The following is an 18579-nucleotide window of genomic DNA, read 5'->3' on the forward strand; positions in this document are numbered from 1 at the left end:
CGTGAGTCATGAGTGGGTCTTTTCGGGCAGGTGGGTTGTTGAGGAACTTCCATCCTGCGGGAGAGGCCCACTCGTCTCATCTCAGCCGGCGCCTCGTGGCAAGAACCTCATGACCCACAACACCTAGTGAGGCCGCCCACGCCTCACCAGGGGGCGCCCGCGCCGGGGCCGTGGGCGCGGTCACCCGGCCGGGTGAGACCGTCCACTCGGCCGCGTCTCAGGCGGGGGGCCGGCGCGCGGGACCACGTAGGGTCGGGAGGATGAGCGATCCGACACCGCCCTTGAAGAATCCACTGGATCCTGAGCGGGCCGACACCCGCCCCTCCTCCGCCCCCACGGCCGACGGCGCCGTCGCCCCTGCCACCTCCGCCGCGGCCGCCCGCGACCGCGTCCTGCTGCCGTGGGTGTTCTGGCCCTCCGCGGTCATCGTGCTCTCCTTCGTGGGGGCCACGCTGCTCGCCCCCGAGCAGATGACCGTGGGCATCGGCCTGGTCCAGCAGGCCATCATCACGAACTTCTCGTGGTGGTACGCCCTCGTCGCCCTGTTCTTCGTGCTGTTCTGCGGCTACCTCGCGTTCTCCCGCAAGGGCGACATCACCCTGGGCAAGCCCGATGAGAAGCCCGAGTTCTCCACGCTGTCCTGGTTCTCCCTGCTCTTCGCGGCGGGCATGGGCATCGGCCTCGTGTTCTTCGGCATGACCGAGCCGCTCATGCACTTCACCTCGCCGCGGCCCGACGTGGCGGCCGCCAACCCCACCCAGGCGGAGGCCGCCCAGTCGGCGCTGGCCACCACGTTCCTGCACTGGGGCCTGCAGCCCTGGGCGATCTACGCGGTGGTGGGCGTGGCGGTCGCGCTGGCCATCCACCGGCGTGGCCGTCCCCTCGCGCTGCGCTGGGCCTTCGAGCCGCTGATCGGCGAGCGCCGCGTGCGCGGCGGCTGGGGCCACCTGATCGACAACATCGCCCTCATCGGCACCGTCTTCGGCGTGGCCACCTCGCTGGGCCTCGGCGTCACCCAGATGTCCGCGGGCCTGCGCGCGCTGGGCATCGTGCCCGAGGACAGCCCCTGGCTCGAGTACGCCATGATCGGCGCGGTCACCTGCGTGGTGCTCTACACCGTGGTCTCCGGTGTCGAGCGCGGCATGAAGTGGCTGTCCAACACCAACCTGATCCTGGCCGCCGGACTGCTGCTGTTCATCGCGATCGTGGGGCCCACCGCGTTCCTGCTCAAGGAGATGGTGCAGTCCCTCGGCTCCTACATGCAGTACTTCTTCGCGAACTCGCTCAACGTCTCCGCGTTCTACGGCGCCGAGGGCGACGCGTGGCAGGCCGGCTGGAGCGCGTACTACTGGGGCTGGTGGATGTCCTGGACGCCGTTCGTCGGCATCTTCATCGCCCGCATCTCGCGCGGTCGCACCGTGCGCGAGTTCATCGCCGGCGTGCTGCTGGTGCCCACCCTGGTCTGCGTGGTCTGGTTCGGCATCCTGGGCGGCACCGCGATCTTCCTCGAGACCACCCGCCCGGCCGGGTACACCTCCGTGGTGGGCGCGGACGGCGCCATCGACTCGAACACCGCGCTCTTCCAGGTGCTCGAGCAGCTGCCCGCGGGCATGATGCTCGTGGTCGGCGCCATCATCCTCTCGGGCATCTTCTTCATCACCTCCGCCGACTCGGGCTCGCTGGTGATGGGCATGCTCGCCACCGGCGGCGACGTGAACCCGAAGGCCACGGTGAAGATCTTCTTCGCCATCGCCACCTCGCTCATGGCCGCGGCCCTGCTGGCCGCCGGCGGCCTGTCCGCCATCCAGGTCCTGGCCATCACCATCGGCCTGCCGTTCTCCGTGCTGATGCTGCTGATCTGCCTGGCCACGTTCCGCTCGCTCGGCTACTCCGTGGCGCGGGTGGAGGCGGTGCGCCGTCAGGCCATGCTGGCCTCCATCAAGGACCGCCTGGGCCTCGAGTCCGACGACGACGAGGTGGTCGACGCCGGCCCCGTGGCGGCCTCGCAGTGGTGGGCCTCGCTCAGCCGGGACCACCAGCAGCGGATCGCCGATGCGGCCGCCGGCGTCCCGGCCTCGGAGGGGCCGCGCCGCACCCGGCTGCGCCGCCACGGGCACTGACGTCCGCCCCCGGGCGCCCTCCCGGCCCCGACGAGAACGGCCCCTGTCCCGCGCGGGACAGGGGCCGTCGTCGTCGTGGGGGTCAGTCCTCGTGGGACTGGCGGGTGCGGACCACCGGCAGGGTGCCGGTGCGGTCGTGGGCCGCGGCCGACGTGCGGGTGCCCGTGACGAACCAGGCGAGGGTCAGGACCGCGACCCACACGAGACCGATGATGAGCGCCTGGCGCGAATCCGGGATGGTGGCCATGGTGATCACCACGGTGGCCACGAACGCCAGGCCCAGGTAGGTGCCGACGCCGCCCAGCGGCATGGGGAAGGGGGACGGCTCCGCGCCCTGCTCCGCGACGCGCCTGCGCATGGCGCGGTGGGACAGGAAGATCATGGCCCAGGTCAGCACCACGGCGAACGAGGCGACGCCGGCCACCAGGCTGAAGGCGTTCGGGTCCACGGTGATCAGCACCGCGCCGAGCACCATCACGCCCAGCATCACGGCCACGGACAGCCACGGCACGCCGCCGCGGTTGGTGTGGGTGAAGGCCCGGGGTGCCTGGCCGTCGTGGGCCATCGCGTAGAGCAGGCGACCGGACGCGTAGATGCAGGCGTTGATCGCGGAGACGGCGGCGGTGAGCACCACGAAGTTCAGCAGGTGCGGGGCGAAGGGGACGCCGAGGCCCTCGAAGATCTGCACGAACGGGCTGGCCTTGCCGTCCACCTGGTTCCAGGGGACGAGGGCCATGATGACCGCCATCGTCAGCACGTAGAACAACAGGATGCGGATCGGCACCGTGTTGATGGCCTTGGGCAGCACCTTCTCCGGGTTCTTGGCCTCGCCCGCGGCCACGCCGAGGGTCTCGATGCCGCCGAAGGAGAACGTCACGATGGTGAGCGCGGTCAGCACGCCCAGGATGCCGTGCGGCAGGAATCCGCCGTGGTCCACGAGGTTCGCCAGGCTGGCCTGGGTGCCGTCCGCGGTGGAGGCGCCGGTGAAGAGCAGGATCACACCGCCGAAGATCATCGCCACGATGGCCCCGACCTTCACGAGCGTCAGCCAGAACTCGGCCTCACCGAAGTTGCCGACGTGCGTGAAGTTGATCAGGCCGACCACGAGGATCGTGGCCGCGACCCAGGCCCAGGCCGGGACCCCCGGGAACCAGAACGCCATGTACGTGGTGATGGCGGCGGTGTCCGCGACGATCACGACGGCCAGCTCGAAGACGAAGGTCCAGCCGGTCACGTAGCCGGCGAAGGGGCCGAGATAACGGGAGGCGTAGGCGGCGAAGGACCCGGAGACGGGCTCCCGGAGCGTCATCTCGCCGAGGGCGCGCATCACGAGGAACACGGCGGCGCCCGCGACGAGGAAGGACAGGATCACGCCCGGCCCGGCGGCCTGGATGCCGCCGGCCGAGCCGTAGAAGAGGCCGGTGCCCACCGCCGTGCCCAGGGCGATGAACATGATGTGCCGCTGGCTCAGGCCGCGGTGCAGCTGCCCGCGGTCCGCGGTGGCCGCGCCGGTCTCGGCGACGCGGGAGCCGAAGGGGGAGGTGCTCACGTGAAGTCTCCGCTCGAAGGGGGGTGGATCAGGACACGCCATGGTGACTCGTGACACAGCGTTCATGCCACTTTGTCCGGTGTGATGCGAGTCATCGTGGACGTTACGTCGCGTTCGTCCGGCCGGGCCGGATGATGTGACCTCGCCCACCGCGGATTCCCCGCGGAAGGTCCGGGGTGCCCCGGCGGGTCCCGGGGCGCGCCGGGCTCAGTCCATGAGCAGCCACGCGGCGGCGTCGTGCGCGAGCCGCCCGTCCTGCACGGCCTCCGCCTCCTCGAGGGAGAACAGGGCCCGGGAATGGCCCGCGGGCAGGTCGACGGGATCGGTCGACAGGTTCGCCATCACGAGCACGGTGCGCGCCGGGATCGGCTCGCCCGAGCCCAGGTGCCGGCCACCGCCCGAGGTGACCGTGAACGCCAGCACCCCGCGTGCGGGGTCGTGGTGCTCGGACCACGCGAACGTGCCCGTGCCCAGGTCGAGCTCGCCGCGGATCTGCAGCAGACGCCGGTACAGCTCGAACACGGAGCCCTCGACGCCGACCTGCCGGTCCGCCGCCAGCGCCCGGAAGGACGCGGGCTGGGGCAGCCACGGCGCGGCGACGCCCTCGGCGGCGGACGCGGGGCCGTCGTCGTCCGCGGGGGTCGAGAAGCCGTAGGACGGCTCGTCCGCGGCCCACGGCAGAGGGATGCGGCAGCCGTCGCGGCCGGGCTCCTTGCCGTCCGTGCGGAAGAAGTACGGGTCCTGGCGATGCTCGGCGGCGAGGGTGGTGTGCTCGGGCAGGCCCAGCTCGTCGCCCTGGTAGATGTACGCGGAGCCGGGCAGGCCCAGCTCCACCATCGCGGCGGCGCGGGCCCGACGGCGACCGACCGCCTCGTCTGGCTGCTCGTCCTCGGCCGTGATGCCGGCGGGGTAGGAGCTCGGGTCGGCGAGGCCGTAGCGGGAGGCGTGGCGCACCGTGTCGTGGTTCGAGAGCACCCAGGTGTTCGGGGCGCCGACCCGGCCGGCCTGCTCGAAGGACCGGTCGATCGCGTGGGTCAGCGAGGCGGCGTCCCAGCCGGCCATGAGGTAGGTGAAGTTGAAGGTCTGGTGCATCTCGCCGGGGCGGACGTACCGGAACATCCGCGAGAGCGGGGCCACCCACGCCTCGGCCACCATCATCGGCTCGTGGTCGTAGGAGTCCAGGACCCGCCGCCAGTCCCGGTAGACCTCGTGGACGCGGTCCTGGTCCATGAACGGGGTGAGCGGCTCGAAGGTGTCCGGGTCGAACGTGGGGTCGGCGTCCTCGCCCGCGTCCGTGACCATGCCCATGCGGGAGTGCTCGGCGTCCGGGTAGCCGGGCTGCTTGATGAGCCCGTGGGCCACGTCCACCCGGAAGCCGTCCACGCCGCGGTCCAGCCAGAACCGCAGGATGGAGCGGAACTCCTCGCGCACCTCCTCGTTCTCCCAGTTCAGGTCCGGCTGCGTGGTGTCGAACAGGTGCAGGTACCACTGGCCCGGGGTGCCGTCCGCCTCGGTCACACGGGTCCAGGCCCCGCCGCCGAACGTGGACTCCCAGTTGTTGGGGGGCAGCTCGCCGTGCTCGCCGCGGCCCTCGGCGAAGTGGTAGCGGGCGCGCTCGGGGGAGCCGGGGGCGGCGGCCAGGGCGGCCTGGAACCACGCGTGCTCGGACGAGGTGTGGTTCGGCACGAGGTCCACGACCACGCGGATGCCGGCCTCGTGCGCGGCGGCGATCATCTCGTCCGCGTCCGCGAGCGTGCCGAACCGCGGGTCCACGGCGCGGTAGTCCGCGACGTCGTAGCCGGCGTCGTGCTGCGGGGAGAGGTAGAAGGGCGAGAGCCAGATCGCGTCCACGCCGAGCTGGGCCAGGTAGTCGAGGCGCGAGGTGACGCCGCGCAGGTCGCCCATGCCGTCCCCGTCCGCGTCCGCGAAGGAGCGCGGGTACACCTGGTAGATCACGGCGTCCACCCACCACGGCGTGACGGGCCGGTTCCGGGCTTCCGAGGGCGGGGTGCTCAGGCGCTGCGTGGTCATGGGATCCACCCTAGGCCCGACGCCGGGGCGCGCGCCCCGCGTGGGCGGCGTCGGCGGCGTGGTGTGCGTCTCGAGCACCCGGGTCGGCCCCACCCCGGTGCGCCGGGCCGGCTCAGGTCAGCCTGGCCAGCATCCCGACGGCGGCCCAGCGCCGGTTCAGTCGTTCCTGTGCGACGCCGGCGGTCGCCTCGTCGCCCTCCTCGAGCGCGTCGATGAGCGTCCACAGGTCGAAGACGGAGTCGTCCGGCCACACGTGCCGCGTGAGGCCGCCGTAGTCCAGCTCGATCCACGAGTCGGGGTGGAACGCGCCGAGCCACTCCACCATCACCGTGAGCTCGCCGATCAGCTCCGCGTCCGGGGCGTGGCGCGCGAGCACCGCCGCCGCGTGCCCGGCCCGCTCCCGGGCGGCCACGATCGGCGCGCGCCGGTACGCCGTGCGCTCGCCGTCCACGAGGCGCTGCACGGGCTCCTCGGGGTCGAACACCGTGAGCCAGCCGTGCGGCACACCCCACGTGGCCGTGCGCGTCTGCACGCGGTGGTGCTCCGGCGCACCGTCCTCGTCCTGCGGGTCCTGGCCCGCCGCGTCCGGGTCGGGGGAGAGGCCCCACTCGTCCTCGAGCGCCACGAGCGCGCGGCCGCGGTTCATGGCGCGCGCCGCCGGCGGGATGGCGGCCTCGTGCAGCCGCGGCAGCATCGTCTCCTCGAGCATGGCTGCGGCCATCTCGGCGCGCAGGCCCCGCTCGTCCGGGCAGTAGAAGGCGGAGCGGTGCTCGTCCTGGAGGACCCGCACGAGGTCGTCCTCACCGGGTTCCGGGAACGGGTCGGCCACGGGCCGGGCCAGGCGACGCCGGGCCCGTTCGGCCGCCTCGGCCTCGACCTCGGCACGGGTGCGGTGGCCGCCGGCGATCAGCCGCGCCTGGACCGCGTCCGGGAACGCGGCCAGCGGCTGGAAGACGCGCAGGTGCGCGGTGCCGCGCGCGACACCCGGGGGCGGGCCGCCGTCGTCGTGGGTCATCGCGGGCTCGTCCGTGGTTCAGCCCAGCTCGACGACCACGGGCGCGTGGTCCGAGGCGCCCTTGCCCTTGCGCTCCTCGCGGTCGATCCAGGCGTCCGTGACCGTCCGTGCGAGGGCGGGGGAGCACAGCTGGAAGTCGATGCGCATGCCCTTCTTCTTGGGGAAGGCCAGGCCCGTGTAGTCCCAGTACGTGTACACGCCGGGGCCGGGGTGGCGCGGGCGCACCACGTCCACCAGCCCGGCGTCCTCGAACGCGTGGAACGCCGCGCGCTCGGGCGGGGAGACGTGCGTGTAGCCCTCGCGCTGGAACAGCTCGATGTCCCACACGTCCTCGTCCTGCGGAGCGATGTTCCAGTCGCCGGCCAGGGCGAGCCGGGTGTCCGGGTCCTCGGCGAGGCGAGCGGCCGCGTGCTCCTGGAGCACGCGCAGCCACTCGAGCTTGTAGCCCATGTGCTCGTTCTCCAGGCCGCGCCCGTTGGGCACGTACAGGCTCCACAGGCGCACCGGGGCGACGCCGTCGGCCGCCTCGGCGCCCACGGTCGCCCCGATGGCGCGGGACTCCTCCTGCGGGTCCACGCCGCCCTTGCCGAAGTGCGGCTGGCCGGGGAAGCCGCGCTGCACGTCGCTCAGGCCGACGCGGGAGGCGATGGCCACGCCGTTCCACTGCGAGGTGCCGTTGTGCACCACCTCGTAGCCGGCGCGCTCGAAGAGCTCCCACGGGAAGTTCTCGTCCCGGCACTTGGTCTCCTGGATGGCCAGGACGTCGATGTCATGGCGCTCGAGGAAGGCCTCGACGCGGTCGGCGCGGGCACGGAGGGAGTTGACGTTCCAGGTGGCGATCTTCACCCGGCCAGGCTATCGAAGGGCGCGGACACCGTGGGATCGGCGCCTCAGCGCCACCAGTCGTCGTGGATCGTCACCGGCGTGGTGCGCTTGTGGCGGCTGCGGAGCCAGATGCCCTCGAGCTTCTCCGCGACCTCGGTCGGGACGTCCTTGCCCTCGAGGTAGTCGTCGATGTCCTCGTACGTCATCCCGAGTTCGGCCTCGTCCGTCTGGCCCGGCGTGCCGTCCAGCAGGTCCGCGGTAGGCACCTTGTTCCACAGGGGCTCGGGGGCTCCGAGTTCGCGGCCCAGCGCCCGCACCTGCCGCTTGTTCAGGCCGGCCAGCGGCAGGACGTCCGCGCCGCCGTCGCCGAACTTCGTGTAGAACCCGGTGACGGCCTCGGCCGCGTGGTCCGTGCCGATCACCAGCTGCCCGTGGGCGCCGGCCACCGCGTACTGGGCCGTCATGCGGATGCGGGCCTTCACGTTGCCCTGGTTGTAGTCCGAGATCGGCTCCCCCACGGCCTCGGCGAAGGCGGCGGCCAGACCCTGCACGGCCTCCGCGATGTTCAGGGTGACGTCCTGATCCGCACCCACGAAGTCCATGGCCGCCCGGGCATCCGCCTCGTCGTGCTGCACCTTGTAGGGCAGGCGCACGGCGGTGAACCGGGGGTTCTCGCGGGAGGGCACGACGTCGGCGCCCACCCCCGCCTCACCCGGCGGAGTGGTGTCGGGGCCGCCCAGGGCGACGGCGTCCGTGACGCCGAGCTGGGCGCGGCGACGCTCGACGGCGAGCTGGGCCAGCCGGCCGCCCACGGTGGAGTCCACGCCGCCGGAGATGCCCAGGACGAAGCCGGACGCGCCCGTGGCCGCGAGGTAGTCGACGAGGAAGGCCACGCGCCGTTCGACTTCGGCCGCCGGGTCGATCTCGGGGAGGACGCCCTGCTGGGCGATGATCCGCTGCTGGAGTTCACGCATGCCGGTCAGCGTACGACCGGCCCCGCGCACGGGGACAGGGGCGGTCGGCGACGGCGGCTCACGCGTCCGGGTGCCCCAGGTTGCGGGCGATGCGGCGCAGGACGCGGACGGCGTCGTCGATCTGGTCCCGCGGGACGTCCGCCGTCGCCTCGGCACGCAGGGCCTCGACCGCCTCGCCGACGCGGGCGCCCGCGGTGCGGCCCGTGGCGGTGAGGGTGTAGAGGTCGCCCTCGACCGTCACCCAGCGGGACTCGACCAGCTCCTCGATCTGACCGGACACCGCGCCGCGCTGCTCCTCCTCGAAGCCGGCCTCGAGCTCGGCGCGGGACTGCGGGGCCACCGTGAGGGTGTTCAGAAACTGCCACTGGGCGCGGGTGAGGCCGTGCTCCTCGAGGCTCTCGGCCACGCGCGCCGCGATCAGGCCCTCGGTGAGGGTGAGCCAGTGCGCCAGGGGCAGGCCGGAGGGATGCTGGACGGCGTCGTCGTGCTGGATCTCGCTCATGGCCTGAGCCTAGCCAGTCCGGGACGGAAGCGGCAGGGGCGGTCGGGCCCGCACTAGCATGGGCGGCATGACCGACGCGCAGACCCCCACCGTCCCCACGCCCGAGCAGGACCGCGAGCGGCTCAAGCAGCTCATCCAGGATCTGGCTGTGGTGCACGGCCGGGTGACCCTGTCCTCCGGCAAGGAGGCGGACTACTACGTGGACCTGCGTCGGGTCACCCTGCACCACGAGGCCGCCCCGCTGATCGGCCGCGTGATGCTGCGCCTGCTCGAGGAGAACGGGATCGAGTTCGACGCGGTGGGGGGTCTGACCATGGGCGCCGACCCCGTGGCCACCGCGATGATGCATCAGGCCGGCGCCGCGGGCCGTGCGCTCGACGCGTTCGTGGTGCGCAAGGCGCAGAAGTCGTACGGCATGGGTCGGCAGGTGGAGGGCCCGGGCGTGGACGGTCGCCGCGTCGTCGTGCTGGAGGACACCTCGACGACGGGCGGCTCCGCGCTGACCGCCGTCGAGGGTGTGCGCAACGCGGGCGGCGACGTCCAGGCCGTGGCCGTGATCGTGGACCGTGCGACCGGCGCCGCCGAGCGCGTGGCCGAGGAGGCGGACGTGCCGTACCTGTACGCGTTCGGCAAGGACGAGCTCGGCCTCGACTGAGCCCGGCGGGCCCCGCCCGCCGCCCGCCTAGAGCCAGTCCGCGCGCTTGAACAGCACGAACAGCGTGAGGGCCACCGCCAGCATGAGTCCCAGGGCGAACGGATAGCCGAACGCCCAGTGCAGCTCGGGCATGCCGTCGAAGTTCATGCCGTACACCGAGCCCACCAGCTGCGGCGCGAAGATGATCGCCGCCCAGGACGAGATCTGCTTGACCTGCTCGTTCTGGGCGATCGACTGCTCGGCCAGCCGCTTCGAGGCCAGCGTCGAGTCCAGCTCGAGGGCGCTGTTGAGCATCTGGCGCATGGTCGTCACGCGCTCGTTGATCTGGACGGCGTGGTCGTGGACGTCGCGCAGGCGGCGCAGGTTCTCCACCTCGAGGCGCGCCTGATCGCTGAGCTCCTCGTCCTCCCAGGCGTGGGCGTCGTCGCGCCGGGGCAGGCCGTCGGCGTCGAGGCGGCGGGTGTCCTCGTGCAGGCGGGTGCGCACCTCCTCCTGGAGCTGCTCCACGATGGACGGCAGCGCGCGGATGGCGTGCTGGAAGTTCAGCACCTCGCGGGAGAGCTCGTAGATGCGCCGGGAGACGTGCCCGTCGCCGGCGAAGACCTGGTCCTCGATCTCCGCGATGTCCTGTTCGAGGCCGTCGGCCACCGGGAAGTAGTCGTCCACGACCCGGTCCAGGATTTCCAGGGTGACCTGCCACGGCCCCATCGCGAGACGCTCGCGGCCCTCCGTCTCCAGGGACCGACGCACGGCGGCCAGGTCCGGCTCCTCCGCGTGGCGCACCGTCACCACGTAGTGCTCGCCGGTGAAGACGCTCAGCTCGCCGAACTCCACGGTCTCGGTGCGGTCGATGTAGCGGGCCGGGTGCAGGACCATGAACGAGTCCTCGCCGTAGCGGTCCAGCTTGGCGCGCTCGCCTCCGGCGAGGGCGTCCTCGACGGCGAGCGGGTGCAGGCGCAGCTCCTCCGCGACCGCTTGGAGCTCGGCCACGTCCGGGCGGTACAGGCCCAGCCAGGCCATGCCGCCGGTGCGCTCGCACTCCTCCCAGGTGTCCTCGAGGGTGGAGGGGGCGTGGACGCGCCGCCCGTCCACGTACACGGCGTTGTCGATCATGCTCACCAGGACATTCTCCCCGACGGTGGCCCCCGGCGTATTCCAGGATGCGCGCGCTACGGTGGCGCCATGAAGACTCCGCGCCATGCCCCGCCCGTCGTCCGCGACGGCAAGACCCTCCTCCCCGCCCACGCCGTCTCCACGGCCCCGGTCACCGCGTTCGGTCTGATCGGCGGCTACCTGACCGCCCGTGAGACCGGCATCCGCCCGCTCGGCGGCGTCGTGCTGGCCGCCGCCGGCCTGTACGCCGGGCGCACGTGGCTGGCCAAGCGTGGGCCCGCCGTCGCCGGTGGCCTGGCCGCCCTGTACCTCGGCGGCTTCGGCGCCTCCCACCCGCTGGCCAAGAAGATCGGTGCGTGGCCGGCGGTGCTCTCCGTGGCCGCGGTGTCCGCCGGGGCCGCCTGGGCCGCCGTCGACCGGTCCGAGGCCGGCCGCTGAGCGAGCCCGCGCCGGCCGAGGACGGCGCCGCGCCCCGCGAGGTCGGCGTCGGCCCGTGGACCGGCCCGTGGCCGGAGGACCCCCGCTACGACCCGGAGCTGCTCGCGCACGGCGACCGCCGCAACGTCCTCGACCGCTACCGCTATTGGCGCCTCGAGGCGATCGTCGCGGACCTCGACGCGCGGCGGCACCCGTTCCACGTCGCCATCGAGAACTGGCAGCACGACCTGAACATCGGCACCGTCGTGCGCACCGCCAACGCGTTCAACGCCGCCGGGGTGCACATCATCGGGCGGCGCCGCTGGAACCGGCGCGGCGCCATGGTCACCGACCGCTACCTGCACGTGCGCCACCACGAGACGGTGGCGGCGTTCACGGAGTGGGCGGCGGGGGAGGGGCTGCCCGTGCTCGGCGTGGACCTGTTCCCCGAGTCGGTGCCGGTGGAGACCTTCGACTTCCCGCGTGCCTGCGTGCTCGTCTTCGGGCAGGAGGGGCCGGGGCTCTCGGCGGAGGTGCGAGCGGCGTCGAGCGCGGTGCTGTCCATCGCGCAGTACGGCTCCACCCGCTCGATCAACGCGGGCGTGGCCGCCGGCATCGCGATGCACGCGTGGATCCGGCAGCACGCGGCCGTCCCCTGAGTCCGGCGCGAGCCAGACGATTCCGCGCTGAAAGGAGCCTCTGGACCGCAGATTCGTCTGGCTCGCGGCGCAGGACGGCGCAGGACGGCGCAGGGTGGCGCAGGACCGCGCCGACGATGTGCGGCGTGACGGCCTCAGCCCGCGAAGGGGCGGGCCGGCAGGCCCGTCACCCCCGGGCGGACGGCGAACAGGGCCCCGGCCAGCGGGTCCTCGCCGCGCTCCAGGTTCTCCCAGGAGGTGGTGATGTACAGGGTGCCGAGGTCGTCGCCGCCGAAGGTGCACGCCGTGGTCTTCTGCACGGGCACCTCCACCACCTCGTCGAGCGTCCCCTCGGGCGTGTACCGGTGGATCTGCCCGTGGCTGATCACGGCCACCCAGATCCCGCCCTCGGCGTCCACGGTGAGCCCGTCCGGCTTGCCCTCGCCGTCGAGCACGTCCACGAGCACGCGGCGGTTCGTCAGGCCCTCCTCGCGGGAGTAGTCGAACACGGCCACCTGCCGTGTGGGGGTGTCGTTGTAGTAGGCCCGCGTGCCGTCCGGGCTCCACTCGAGGCCGTTGGACGTCGTCGCGCCGGTCAGCACGACGTCCACCTCGCCGGCGCCGCCGTCGGGTCCGGGGGCGAGCCGGTAGAGGTTCGCGGCGCCGGGGGTCTTGGCGTACGCCATGGTGCCGCAGTGGAACCGGCCGTCCGGGTCGCAGCCGCCCTCGTTCATCCGGATCCCGGCGTCCGCGCCCCACAGCTCGGGCAGCGTCGTCAGCTCGCCCTCGGGCGAGATCAGGGCGAAGCCCCGCTCCACCGCGACGACGGCGCCACCCCCCGCACGCGGGCGCAGCGCGGCGGCCACGTCGCCGACGTGCGTGCGGTCCACCGTCCCGTCGGTGCGCAGGGACAGGACGTCCCCGGCGAGCATGTCCACCCAGCGCAGGCCGCCGCCGGCGGTCACGCCCTCGGCGGCGCTGCCCCACGAGGCGGCCCAGACGGGGCCCTCGCCGTGGTAGGCGATGGGATCGGTGACCTGCTCGGCGCGCATGACTGCTCCTTCGGTGGGCGGGACGGTCCTGGCCCCGACGCTAGCCGAGGCTCAGAACCACCCGCACGAGTCGGCGGTCCAGCGGTCGGCGAGGGTCGCGTCCAGGAACGCCCCCATCCGCGGCAGCGAGGCCACGTGGCCGCCCACGTGGGTCGGGGTGAGGAGCGGGTCGAAACGCACCCGCGCGCCCTCCGCGCACCAGCGGCGGCCCAGGTCGCGGCCGGTGCGGTACGGGATGACGTCGTCCGTGACGGAGTGCGCGATCATCACCGGCACGTCCGGACGGCGGCCCGGTGCGCCGATCCGCTGCTCGGCGAGGATCCCGGCCAGCTCGGCATCGGAGCGGACGAGCTCAGGGAAGTCCTGCCCCGTGTGGGTCAGTGTGGCGGAGTCGAGGTGCGCGTAGGCGAGGCTGCCCACCATGCAGGTCTCGGCCGCGCCGGCGAGGGCCGTCAGGCCGGTCTCGTTGAGGTGCGTGGCCGGGTCCACGTCGTACGCGGCGAGCTGCCCGGCCATCGCGTAGAGCAGGAAGGCCGCGTACAGGCCGCCGTCGATCCGGTCCGCGACCTGCACGAGGTCGGCCGGCGGGGCGCCCACGTAGGCGCCCTTGAGGTCCAGCTCCGGGGCGTAGTCGGACGCGAGCTCGGCGGCGGCCGCGGCCGCCCCGCCGCCCTGCGAGTAGCCCGCGAGCGCGACCGGCGCGGTCGCGGTGACGCCCGACCCCGACACCTGGGCGGCCGCGCGCACCGCGTCGAGGACGGCGTGCGCCTGGGCCTCCCGGACCATGTAGGTGTGCGTGCCCGGGGTGCCCAGGCCCTCGTAGTCGGTGACGACCACGGCGTGGCCGCGGCTCAGCAGGGACGTGATCCCGACGCCCTCGTACTGCACGCCGGTGGAGAGGGTGCGGGACGGGGCGCAGCGGTCCGCCGCCCCCTGGGTCCCCACTGCGTAGCTGATCACGGGGCGCTCGCCGCCGCCCGTCCACGGGGCGGTGGGGGTCAGCACGGTGCCGGTCACGGCGATGGGTCGGCCCTGGGCGTCCTGCGAGGCGTACATGATGCGCGTGGCGTGCGCCGGCACCTGCACCAGCCGCACCGGGTCCAGGTAGAAGGCGGTGGGCTCGGTGCGGATCAGGGCGCCGGGGGTCGCGGGCACGACGGTGGGCGGCAGGTAGAAGGGGTCGTCGGCCGAGGCGGCCGCCAGGGTGTCCCGGGCCGCGTTCCAGCGGGCGTCCTCGGCCGCCGTGGCCGGCTGCGAGAGGTCCTCGACGGCGGAGCTCACCTCCGGCGCGTCCGGGGCAGGGGCGGACTCCTGGGCCAGGGCCGCGTGTGGGGCGCGGCGGGGGCCATGGCGGTCTCCGGTCTCTCGGATGCGAATGTGACGCCGCTCACCCTAGGCCGGCGGCGGGGTCGTGCCCAGGCCGGCGTCGCCGTCGGGCCCGGGGCCCTGGGGCGGGTCCGGCCGCGCGGATAGGATGAGCCCGAGGGTGTCGCGCTCGCCGCGCTCCCCCCGCCTGCCCGAGTCGACGACGCCTAGGAGCTGCAGCATGCCCATCGCATCCCCGGAGAAGTACGCCGAGATGATCGACGCCGCCAAGAACGGCGCCTTCGCCTACCCGGCGATCAACGTCACCAGCTCCCAGACCCTGAACGCCGCCATCCGCGGCTTCGCCGAGGCCGGCTCGGACGGCATCGTCCAGGTCTCCACCGGCGGCGCCGCCTACTTCTCCGGCTCCTCCGTGAAGGACATGGTCGCCGGCTCGCTGGCCTTCGCCGCGTTCGCACGCGAGGTCGCCAAGAAGTACTCGGTGAACATCGCCCTGCACACGGACCACTGCCCCCAGGACAAGCTCGAGGGCTTCGTCCTGCCCCTGCTGGACGCCTCGGAGGCCGAGGTGAAGGCCGGGCGCGACCCGATCTTCAACTCCCACATGTGGGACGGCTCCGCCGAGACCCTCGAGGAGAACCTGCGGATCGGCCGCGAGCTGCTCGCGCGCACCCACGCCAACAAGCAGATCCTCGAGGTGGAGATCGGCGTCGTGGGCGGCGAGGAGGACGGCGTGGCCCACGAGATCAACGAGAAGCTCTACACCACCGTCCAGGACGGCATCGCCACGGTGGAGGCCCTCGGCCTCGGCGAGCACGGTCGCTACCTCACCGCGCTGACCTTCGGCAACGTGCACGGCGTCTACAAGCCGGGCAACGTGAAGCTGCGCCCGGAGATCCTGCAGGAGATCCAGCAGGCCGTGGGCGAGAAGTTCGGCAAGGAGCGCCCGTTCGACCTCGTGTTCCACGGCGGCTCCGGCTCCGCCGCCCAGGAGATCGCCGACTCGGTGGAGTACGGCGTCGTGAAGATGAACGTGGACACGGACACCCAGTACGCGTTCACCCGCCCGGTGGCCGGGCACATGTTCGAGAACTACGACGGCGTCCTGAAGGTCGACGGCGAGGTCGGCGACAAGAAGCAGTACGACCCCCGCGTGTGGGGCGCCAAGGCCGAGGAGGCCATGGCCGCCCGCGTGGTCCAGGCCTGCACCGAGCTGAACTCGGCCGGCAAGAGCATCGGCTGACCCCGCCGTCCGCCGCGCCGGCCCGCACCCTCGCGTGAGGGTGCGGGCCGGCGTCGTCCTCAGCCCTCCCGCTCCTCCTGGGCCTGGAGGAACTCGAAGACCTCACGCTCGTCCACACCGGGGAAGGTCTGCGTGGGCATGGCCGCCAGCAGATGCGCGTGCATGCGGGCCGCGGGCCACACGTGCCCGCCCCACGCGGCCTCGAGCTCGGGGTCGGGGCGGCGGCAGCAGCGCGGATCGGGGCACGTGGAGGTGACCCGGTGGCGGGTGTCCGCGCCGCGGAAGTACCGGGCATGCTCGAACGGGGTGCCCACGGAGAGGGCGAACAGCCCGTCGGGGCCGTTCTCGATCATCGAGGTGCACCAGAACGTCCCGTTGGGCGAGTCCGTGTACTGCGTGTGGGCGCGGAACCGGTCGTTGCGGGAGAAGGCCTGCCGTGCGCCCCACTTCCGGCACGCCTGCTGGCCCTCGATCGCACCGGTGTGGTCGGCGGGGAACACGATCCCGTCGTTCTCGTAGGCCTTGTGGATCACCCCGGTCTCGTGGACCTTCTGGAAGTGGCAGCGGATGCCCAGGTCCACGGTGGCCAGGTTGGTGAACCGGTGCGCGGCGGCCTCGTAGGAGACGCCGAACGCGTCCTTCAGGTCGTCCACGGACAGGTCCCGGCGCTTCTGGGCGGCCCGCAGCAGCGACGACGCCGCCCGCTGCGGCATGAGCAGCGCGCCCGCCAGGTAGTTCACCGCCACACGCTGGGCGAGGAAGTCCTCGTAGTCCCGCGGCTCGCCGTGGCCCAGGACGGCGGCGGCGAGGGCCTGGAGCACCACGGTGCGGCGGTCATGGTCTGAGGAGCGGGAGCCGCTGATGTGGATGCGCCCGTGCTTGAGGTCCGTGACGGAGCGCGTGGAGTGCGGCAGGTCCGGGACGAAGCGCAGGGTGAAGCCGAGGTGCTCGGCCAGCTCCGAGACCGCGTGCAGGCCCAGCGGCCCGCCCGTGTGGCCGATCGCGTCGAGCAGCCGATGCGCCTCGGCCTCGAGGTCGGGGTAGTGGTTGTCCACCGCGCGCATCCGGGCGCGCAGCTGGGCGTTGGCGCGGCGCGCCTCCTCGGGGGTGGCGGCCTGCTCCTCCAGGCGACGGCGCAGCTCGGCCTCCAGCCCCGCGATCACCTCGAGGACCTCGGTGGGGGTGCGGGGCCCGATGCGCAGCGGGGGCAGGCCGAGGGAGGCGTAGTGCTCCGAGCGCGCGAACCGTTCGACCTCGATCTCCAGTTCGGCCCGCCGGGTGGGGGCCCGGCCGGTGAGCAGGTCCTCGACCGGCACGCCCAGGACCTCGGCGATCCGCTGGACCAGCGAGAGCCGCGGCTCGCGGCGGGCGTTCTCCACGAGGGACAGGTGCGAGCCGCTCACTCCCGTGCGCTCCGCGAGCTGGTCCAGGGTGAGGCCGGCCTGCTTGCGCAGGTGCCGAACGCGGCGGCCCAGCGCGACGGCGTCCACGGTCGCGCTGTCCTCGGGAAGCGGGCGGGTCATCATGCGCGGAACTGTAGACGGAACCGGGGAGGAGATCACGTGTTTCGGAAAGAAAGTCACATTCTTGACAAGCGGGGGGCCGTTGCCGTGATCCATGCCACATGGGGGCGCAAGGACTGTCACGTTCTGACCCAGTGGCAGGAACGGCCGGAGTTTCCACCGATTTTGTGCTCCAGAGGGCCTTGCCCGGGGCCAAGGTGGATGTCAACGGCAGCGACGGACACGTCGCACCGAACCCTTCACGAACCGGACCGATCCTCAGGAGGACGTCATGACCACCCAGCCCCACCACTCCACTCCCGCCTCCGCCGAACAGCTCCAGCACGACTGGGACAACAACCCCCGCTGGGCCGGCGTCGAGCGCAGCTTCACCGCCGAGGACGTCGTCCGTCTCCGCGGCCGCATCCAGGAGGAGCACACGCTGGCCCGCCGCGGCGCCGAGAAGCTGTGGACCCAGCTGAAGGACGAGAACGCCCGCGGTGAGTTCACCAACGCCCTCGGCGCCCTCACCGGCAACCAGGCCGTCCAGCAGGTCAAGGCCGGGCTGCGCGCCATCTACCTCTCCGGCTGGCAGGTCGCCGCGGACGCCAACCTCTCTGGCCACACGTACCCGGACCAGTCCCTGTACCCGGCCAACTCCGTGCCGCAGGTGGTGCGCCGCATCAACAACGCCCTGCTGCGCGCGGACCAGATCGAGCACGCCGAGGGCGTCAGCAGCGTCGAGGACTGGCTCGTGCCGATCGTGGCCGACGCCGAGGCCGGCTTCGGCGGCCCGCTCAACGCCTACGAGCTCATGAAGTCGATGATCACCGCCGGCGCCTCCGGTGTGCACTGGGAGGACCAGCTGGCCTCCGAGAAGAAGTGCGGCCACCTCGGCGGCAAGGTGCTCATCCCCACCGGCCAGCACATCCGCACGCTCAACGCCGCCCGCCTGGCCGCCGACGTCGCCGACGTGCCCAGCGTGATCATCGCCCGCACCGATGCCGAGGCGGCCACCCTGATCACCTCGGACGTGGACGAGCGCGACGCCGAGTTCATCACCGGTGAGCGCACCGCGGAGGGCTTCTACAAGGTCCGCAACGGCGTCGAGCCCTGCATCGCCCGCGCCAAGGCCTACGCCCCCCACGCGGACCTGATCTGGATGGAGACCGGCACGCCGGACCTCGAGCTGGCCCGGAAGTTCGCCGAGGCCGTCAAGGCCGAGTTCCCGGACCAGATGCTGGCCTACAACTGCTCGCCGTCCTTCAACTGGAAGAAGAACCTCGACGACGACACCATCGCCAAGTTCCAGCGCGAGCTGGGCGCCATGGGCTACACCTTCCAGTTCATCACGCTGGCCGGCTTCCACGCCCTGAACCACTCGATGTTCGACCTGGCCAAGGGATACAACGAGCGCCAGATGTCCGCGTACGTCGAGCTGCAGGAGCGCGAGTTCGCCGACGAGGCCCGCGGCTACACCGCGACCAAGCACCAGCGCGAGGTCGGCACCGGCTACTTCGACGCCGTGTCCACCGCCATCAACCCGGACAGCTCCACGGTGGCCCTGGCGGGCTCCACGGAGTCCGGCCAGTTCCACTGATCCGCTCAGCCGAGACC

General features: G+C 72.6%; 16 protein-coding genes. 6 read left to right on the plus strand and 10 right to left on the minus strand.

What is annotated here, in order from left to right; all coding sequences use genetic code 11:
* The first annotated feature begins 260 nt into the window (after positions 1-260).
* A complete protein-coding gene (locus J1M40_RS07255) occupies positions 261-2120 on the plus strand; it encodes a BCCT family transporter (RefSeq protein WP_069941068.1) in 1860 nt (619 codons plus the stop codon).
* Between the two features lie 82 nt (positions 2121-2202).
* Here J1M40_RS07255 and J1M40_RS07260 read toward each other — a convergent pair whose 3' ends face one another.
* The 6 genes from J1M40_RS07260 to J1M40_RS07285 all read right to left on the minus strand — a co-directional run bounded on the left by J1M40_RS07260 (position 2203) and on the right by J1M40_RS07285 (position 9016).
* Positions 2203-3669 (minus strand): amino acid permease, encoded by a 1467-nt coding sequence (locus J1M40_RS07260; protein WP_049147815.1) that lies wholly within the window; start codon positions 3667-3669, stop codon positions 2203-2205.
* A 207-nt stretch (positions 3670-3876) separates the two neighbouring features.
* Positions 3877-5700 (minus strand): glycoside hydrolase family 13 protein, encoded by a 1824-nt coding sequence (locus J1M40_RS07265; protein ID WP_063189678.1) that lies wholly within the window; start codon positions 5698-5700, stop codon positions 3877-3879.
* Between the two features lie 112 nt (positions 5701-5812).
* The gene (locus J1M40_RS07270; RefSeq protein WP_049147817.1) at positions 5813-6715 is read right to left on the minus strand and encodes a hypothetical protein; all 903 of its coding nucleotides are present in this window, start codon (positions 6713-6715) and stop codon (positions 5813-5815) included.
* An 18-nt stretch (positions 6716-6733) separates the two neighbouring features.
* A complete protein-coding gene (locus J1M40_RS07275; protein ID WP_101967664.1) occupies positions 6734-7561 on the minus strand; it encodes an exodeoxyribonuclease III in 828 nt (275 codons plus the stop codon).
* Between the two features lie 44 nt (positions 7562-7605).
* The gene (nadE, locus tag J1M40_RS07280; protein WP_101967663.1) at positions 7606-8514 is read right to left on the minus strand and encodes an ammonia-dependent NAD(+) synthetase; all 909 of its coding nucleotides are present in this window, start codon (positions 8512-8514) and stop codon (positions 7606-7608) included.
* Between the two features lie 58 nt (positions 8515-8572).
* Positions 8573-9016 (minus strand): MarR family winged helix-turn-helix transcriptional regulator, encoded by a 444-nt coding sequence (locus J1M40_RS07285; protein WP_036340247.1) that lies wholly within the window; start codon positions 9014-9016, stop codon positions 8573-8575.
* A 58-nt stretch (positions 9017-9074) separates the two neighbouring features.
* On the opposite strand from J1M40_RS07285, the gene pyrE reads away from it, so the two are divergent.
* Positions 9075-9671, plus strand: coding sequence for an orotate phosphoribosyltransferase (gene pyrE / locus J1M40_RS07290; RefSeq protein WP_065572822.1), 597 nt, complete (start codon positions 9075-9077; stop codon positions 9669-9671).
* A 27-nt stretch (positions 9672-9698) separates the two neighbouring features.
* Here pyrE and J1M40_RS07295 read toward each other — a convergent pair whose 3' ends face one another.
* Positions 9699-10790 carry a magnesium and cobalt transport protein CorA gene (locus J1M40_RS07295; RefSeq protein ID WP_306452708.1) on the minus strand — a complete coding sequence of 364 codons (1092 nt, stop codon included), beginning with the start codon at positions 10788-10790 and terminating at the stop codon, positions 9699-9701.
* Between the two features lie 63 nt (positions 10791-10853).
* Between J1M40_RS07295 and J1M40_RS07300 the strand changes: the two genes are divergently transcribed.
* Together J1M40_RS07300 and J1M40_RS07305 are read left to right on the plus strand one after the other, a co-directional pair.
* Positions 10854-11222 (plus strand): hypothetical protein, encoded by a 369-nt coding sequence (locus tag J1M40_RS07300; protein ID WP_020626754.1) that lies wholly within the window; start codon positions 10854-10856, stop codon positions 11220-11222.
* Positions 11219-11860, plus strand: coding sequence for an RNA methyltransferase (locus tag J1M40_RS07305; protein WP_197458576.1), 642 nt, complete (start codon positions 11219-11221; stop codon positions 11858-11860). The genes J1M40_RS07300 and J1M40_RS07305 overlap by 4 nt, the downstream gene beginning before the upstream one ends.
* A gap of 134 nt (positions 11861-11994) precedes the next feature.
* Here the strand turns inward: J1M40_RS07305 and J1M40_RS07310 are convergent, their stop codons facing one another.
* On the minus strand, positions 11995-12891 hold the full coding sequence (locus tag J1M40_RS07310) for an SMP-30/gluconolactonase/LRE family protein (protein ID WP_020626752.1): 897 nt from the start codon (positions 12889-12891) through the stop codon (positions 11995-11997).
* Between the two features lie 51 nt (positions 12892-12942).
* Complete coding sequence (locus tag J1M40_RS07315) at positions 12943-14172, minus strand: lipase family protein (RefSeq protein WP_342356893.1); 1230 nt, start codon at positions 14170-14172, stop codon at positions 12943-12945.
* Between the two features lie 265 nt (positions 14173-14437).
* On the opposite strand from J1M40_RS07315, the gene fbaA reads away from it, so the two are divergent.
* Complete coding sequence (gene fbaA, locus J1M40_RS07320; protein ID WP_049147823.1) at positions 14438-15460, plus strand: class II fructose-bisphosphate aldolase; 1023 nt, start codon at positions 14438-14440, stop codon at positions 15458-15460.
* Between the two features lie 59 nt (positions 15461-15519).
* Here the strand turns inward: fbaA and J1M40_RS07325 are convergent, their stop codons facing one another.
* Entirely contained in the window at positions 15520-16986 is a 1467-nt protein-coding gene (locus tag J1M40_RS07325) for a helix-turn-helix domain-containing protein (protein ID WP_020626749.1), read from the minus strand.
* A gap of 268 nt (positions 16987-17254) precedes the next feature.
* Here J1M40_RS07325 and aceA point away from each other — a divergent pair, with 268 nt between their 5' ends.
* A complete protein-coding gene (gene aceA, locus J1M40_RS07330) occupies positions 17255-18562 on the plus strand; it encodes an isocitrate lyase (protein ID WP_012750705.1) in 1308 nt (435 codons plus the stop codon).
* Positions 18563-18579 lie beyond the last annotated feature (17 nt).

It is taken from the genome of Micrococcus sp. KRD026 (assembly GCF_017168445.1).
Taxonomy (GTDB): domain Bacteria; phylum Actinomycetota; class Actinomycetes; order Actinomycetales; family Micrococcaceae; genus Micrococcus; species Micrococcus luteus.

What these genes read in the sequence shown, in the direction of transcription:
- pyrE (WP_065572822.1), top strand. Translation starts at nt 9,075, where the DNA reads ATGGGCGGCATGACCGACGCGCAGACCCCCACCGTCCCCACGCCCGAG.
- nadE (WP_101967663.1), bottom strand. Translation starts at nt 8,514, where the DNA reads ATGCGTGAACTCCAGCAGCGGATCATCGCCCAGCAGGGCGTCCTCCCC.
- J1M40_RS07265 (WP_063189678.1), bottom strand. Translation starts at nt 5,700, where the DNA reads ATGACCACGCAGCGCCTGAGCACCCCGCCCTCGGAAGCCCGGAACCGG.
- J1M40_RS07255 (WP_069941068.1), top strand. Translation starts at nt 261, where the DNA reads ATGAGCGATCCGACACCGCCCTTGAAGAATCCACTGGATCCTGAGCGG.
- fbaA (WP_049147823.1), top strand. Translation starts at nt 14,438, where the DNA reads ATGCCCATCGCATCCCCGGAGAAGTACGCCGAGATGATCGACGCCGCC.
- J1M40_RS07325 (WP_020626749.1), bottom strand. Translation starts at nt 16,986, where the DNA reads ATGATGACCCGCCCGCTTCCCGAGGACAGCGCGACCGTGGACGCCGTC.
- aceA (WP_012750705.1), top strand. Translation starts at nt 17,255, where the DNA reads ATGACCACCCAGCCCCACCACTCCACTCCCGCCTCCGCCGAACAGCTC.
- J1M40_RS07300 (WP_020626754.1), top strand. Translation starts at nt 10,854, where the DNA reads ATGAAGACTCCGCGCCATGCCCCGCCCGTCGTCCGCGACGGCAAGACC.
- J1M40_RS07270 (WP_049147817.1), bottom strand. Translation starts at nt 6,715, where the DNA reads ATGACCCACGACGACGGCGGCCCGCCCCCGGGTGTCGCGCGCGGCACC.
- J1M40_RS07310 (WP_020626752.1), bottom strand. Translation starts at nt 12,891, where the DNA reads ATGCGCGCCGAGCAGGTCACCGATCCCATCGCCTACCACGGCGAGGGC.
- J1M40_RS07285 (WP_036340247.1), bottom strand. Translation starts at nt 9,016, where the DNA reads ATGAGCGAGATCCAGCACGACGACGCCGTCCAGCATCCCTCCGGCCTG.